We start from the raw sequence: 3,057 nt of genomic DNA, 5'->3' as shown, positions 1-3,057 counted from the left end.
GACCAGGATCTTCATCGCCGCATCCATCCCGGACAGCAGGAAGATCGCAAGCGCGCATACGAGCACCGGGATCATCGGGGAAACGGCGCCGGTCAGGCTGGATGTCTTCACGGTTTCACTCATGTAACGGAATGCAGCCGGATATATCAGGGCAAAGGGCGCGACCAGATGGCAGTCCCGTCGATGTAGCAGTCCAACCCCGATTGGCGTCGTGTTCGCGGCTATCGCGACATCCGGATATCAGCATCATACCGACGAGTTGGACGAGGCGGACCGCCTCGCCGACTGCATCATCCGGTCACGGCAGGCGACGCACGCACACATGGCATAGATCGAATTGACGGGGCGGGTTGCCGACGCGGCTGGCCCGTCGCATGTTGTCGATTGTTTACAGAGGATCGAAAAAATGCGCCGCATAGCCTCAGGCGACCTTTATCAGACCTACGATCTTGGTGACTTGCGCATCACCTCCTTGCGCGATGGCTATGTCGACATGCCGATCGGACGGCTTCGGCAACGCGGCGACAAGCCATTTGGCGATGAATTGCCGCAACAAGTCGCGTTGATTGCTGGTCAACTCAGGCTTTCCGTCAATGCCTTCGCGATTGACGATGGAAATGGGATCATCTTGATCGATACCGGCGCCTCGAACGCCTGGCATCCCACCATGGGCCGACTTCCCGAGGCGCTGGACGAAGCCGGCATCGATGCCGGACGAGTCCGTACCATCTGCTTCACCCACACGCATCTCGACCACATCCATGGTCTTGTGCTTGCCGACGGCCGCGACGCTTTCCCGCGCCTGGCGCGCTTGCTCGTTCCCGGGGAAGAACTCGGCTTTTTTCGCGCCGAAGCGCGGCTCGAACGATTTCACGGCATGGCGGAACCCTTCGAAGCCGGAGACCGTATCGGGACACATGTCGACATTGTCGACGCTCGTGGCCATGAAGCGGGACATAGCTGCTTTCGCGTTTCGAGCGGCGGCGAACGCGTTCTGATTTGGGGCGACACCGTTCACGTCCCATCGCTTCAGTTCGATCGACCTGAGGTGACGTGGGAATTCGACGCCGATCAGGACCAGGCGCGCGAAAGCCGGTTGCGGTTGCTGGCGCTTGCAGCCGACGAACATTGTTTCGTTGCCGGCGCGCATCTGGATTCGCCCGGCATCGGCCGCGTCGTCCGATCCGGCGCCAGCTTTCAATTCGAGCCGCTATAATTGAAAAAGGGCGACGCAAGCGCCGCCCCGGATCCTTGGGAGGATAACTCGAATTGGCGGTCAGGCCGCCTTGACTTCCTCGGCAACGGCGTCGGCCTGACGCGCTGCCTTGAGCACCTTGGCCCACCACGCAACATCGTTGACCAGCGCGGTGGCGGCCTGGTTCAGATGCTCGAGGTCTTCCAGCTTCTTCTCGCCCTGGCGGACGGCGAGGAAATCGCCCCAGGCGATATGGACGGCCGACTTGACCGGCGCCATCTGCAATTCGACGGCATACAGTCTAAGCTGTTCGACGGCACGCGAGCCGCCGACGCTGCCATAACCGACGAAGCCGGCCGACTTCTTGTTCCATTCATTGGCGGCGTAGTCGATGGCGTTCTTCAGCACGGCCGTCGGGCCATGATTGTATTCGGCGGCGGTGAAGATGAAGCCGTCGAATTCGGCGACCTTCTTCTGCCAGCGCTGTGCCACTTCGTTCTGCGACGGCGCCCAGGCGGAGGATGCGACCTCGTCGAAGAACGGCAGCGGGAAGTCGCGCAGATCGACGACCTCGACATCGATGTCGGCATGCGACTTGGCGATCTTGGCGATCCACTGGGTTGGCACATCGGCGAAACGAGCGGCGCGCGTCGATCCGACGACGATGGCAATTTTGGGTTTGGACATAAGGGCTCTCCTTGCACGAAGTACTGGTATCATTTGGATACCTGCGCTATATGAGATACTGGAAACGCGATGCACAAGAAGGCACTTTTTTGTTACCGAGGCACCCACATCGCTCCGAAGACTGCCGCGCCATCTCGGAAATCCTGCAGCGCGTCGGCGACAAATGGACCGTTCTGGTCGTCGGCAAGCTGGGCGACGGACCGCTGCGTTTCAACGAATTGCGCGCTGCCGTCGGCGGCATCTCGCAGAAAATGCTGACCACCACCTTGCGCGGGCTGGAGCGTGACGGCTTCGTCACCCGCACCGTGTTTCCAACCATTCCACCGCGCGTCGATTATGAGCTGACCGAGCTCGGCCACGAGCTGCTGATCCCCGTCAGCGCACTGAGCGAATGGGCGCGTGCGAACACCATGCGCGTCAAGGCGGCGCGCGAAAAATTCGACGACGCCCGCGTCTGAAATCCTTGCGCTGCAAGGGATTCAGACGCGCACGCAACATCCGGCTTGCCCGATCGGAAATTCTATCTCGGCTGCGCGGATCGTTGCCCGAATGCACGCGCCGTTTTGGCTGGCGGATTGCCGCTCATGCCGTCCCCTGACGGCTGCCGCTCAGGCTCCTGATGCGCGGACATCGCATCGCGCGGCGCCACAGCTATCACACCGTGCGCCCTGCTTGCCGGGAGCCTGTTCCCCATGCGTGCAGGCACTGCGCGAGATGTCTTCCTTCACCTCCGCATAAGCGGTCACGCCGAGCAGGCAGGTCGTCGCGACCAGGGCTGCCACGAGCCAACCGTTCAGCAGATGTTGACGCATTGTCTCTCCTCCAACGTCCGCAGCATCGGGCGCGAAGGCAACCATTGGATGCCGCGAAGCGGGTTTCCCACACGGCCCCTGTTACAAACGGACCCATGCCCGGCTCGCTCTACCTGATCAGGGCTCCGAACCCAGTTTTACAAAAGACCTGACGACAGCCAGTTCGGCGCTGCCGGCGGCTGTTGTGCCGTGGCTTTTATGCCGGTGGCTTTTCACGATAGGAATTTTTTCTTGACTCGGTGCCCTCAGCTAAGGTACATTTCCGTCCATGGTGCTGATTTGCGCCAGAGACCCGCCGCACAGGCGGGTTTTTCGTCTGATGCTCCGTCAGCCAACGCGCCGGCGAGGGCTCCGGACCAACCC

The 3,057-nt window shown here is 61.4% G+C and carries 4 protein-coding genes and 1 pseudogene; 2 read left to right on the top strand and 3 right to left on the bottom strand.

Features of this window, described 5'->3' with window-relative positions; genetic code table 11:
* Positions 1-123, bottom strand: a pseudogene (locus EN893_RS39485) (EamA/RhaT family transporter); the annotation flags it as partial.
* Between the two features lie 283 nt (positions 124-406).
* On the opposite strand from EN893_RS39485, the gene EN893_RS26305 reads away from it, so the two are divergent.
* Positions 407-1,216: an MBL fold metallo-hydrolase gene (locus EN893_RS26305; protein WP_127272164.1), complete on the top strand. Its 810-nt coding sequence runs from the start codon at positions 407-409 to the stop codon at positions 1,214-1,216.
* Positions 1,217-1,276: 60 nt separating this feature from the next.
* On the opposite strand, the gene EN893_RS26300 is transcribed toward EN893_RS26305, so the two are convergent.
* Entirely contained in the window at positions 1,277-1,882 is a 606-nt protein-coding gene (locus EN893_RS26300) for an NADPH-dependent FMN reductase (protein WP_127271924.1), read from the bottom strand.
* An 89-nt stretch (positions 1,883-1,971) separates the two neighbouring features.
* On the opposite strand from EN893_RS26300, the gene EN893_RS26295 reads away from it, so the two are divergent.
* On the top strand, positions 1,972-2,340 hold the full coding sequence (locus EN893_RS26295; protein ID WP_164748987.1) for a helix-turn-helix domain-containing protein: 369 nt from the start codon (positions 1,972-1,974) through the stop codon (positions 2,338-2,340).
* A gap of 150 nt (positions 2,341-2,490) precedes the next feature.
* Here the strand turns inward: EN893_RS26295 and EN893_RS26290 are convergent, their stop codons facing one another.
* Positions 2,491-2,694 (bottom strand): hypothetical protein, encoded by a 204-nt coding sequence (locus EN893_RS26290; protein WP_127271958.1) that lies wholly within the window; start codon positions 2,692-2,694, stop codon positions 2,491-2,493.
* Between the last annotated feature and the right edge of the window lie 363 nt (positions 2,695-3,057).

The organism is Mesorhizobium sp. M7A.F.Ca.CA.004.04.2.1 (assembly GCF_004022825.1).
In the GTDB taxonomy this organism is placed as follows: Bacteria; Pseudomonadota; Alphaproteobacteria; order Rhizobiales; family Rhizobiaceae; genus Mesorhizobium.
Note: the sequence above shows the minus strand (reverse complement) of the source record. Positions and strands in the feature narration are given on the sequence as shown.

Bases quoted from the DNA above. Each gene is read 5' to 3' on its own strand.
- EN893_RS26305 (WP_127272164.1), top strand. From the start codon at position 407: ATGCGCCGCATAGCCTCAGGCGACCTTTATCAGACCTACGATCTTGGT.
- EN893_RS26300 (WP_127271924.1), bottom strand. From the start codon at position 1,882: ATGTCCAAACCCAAAATTGCCATCGTCGTCGGATCGACGCGCGCCGCT.
- EN893_RS26290 (WP_127271958.1), bottom strand. From the start codon at position 2,694: ATGCGTCAACATCTGCTGAACGGTTGGCTCGTGGCAGCCCTGGTCGCG.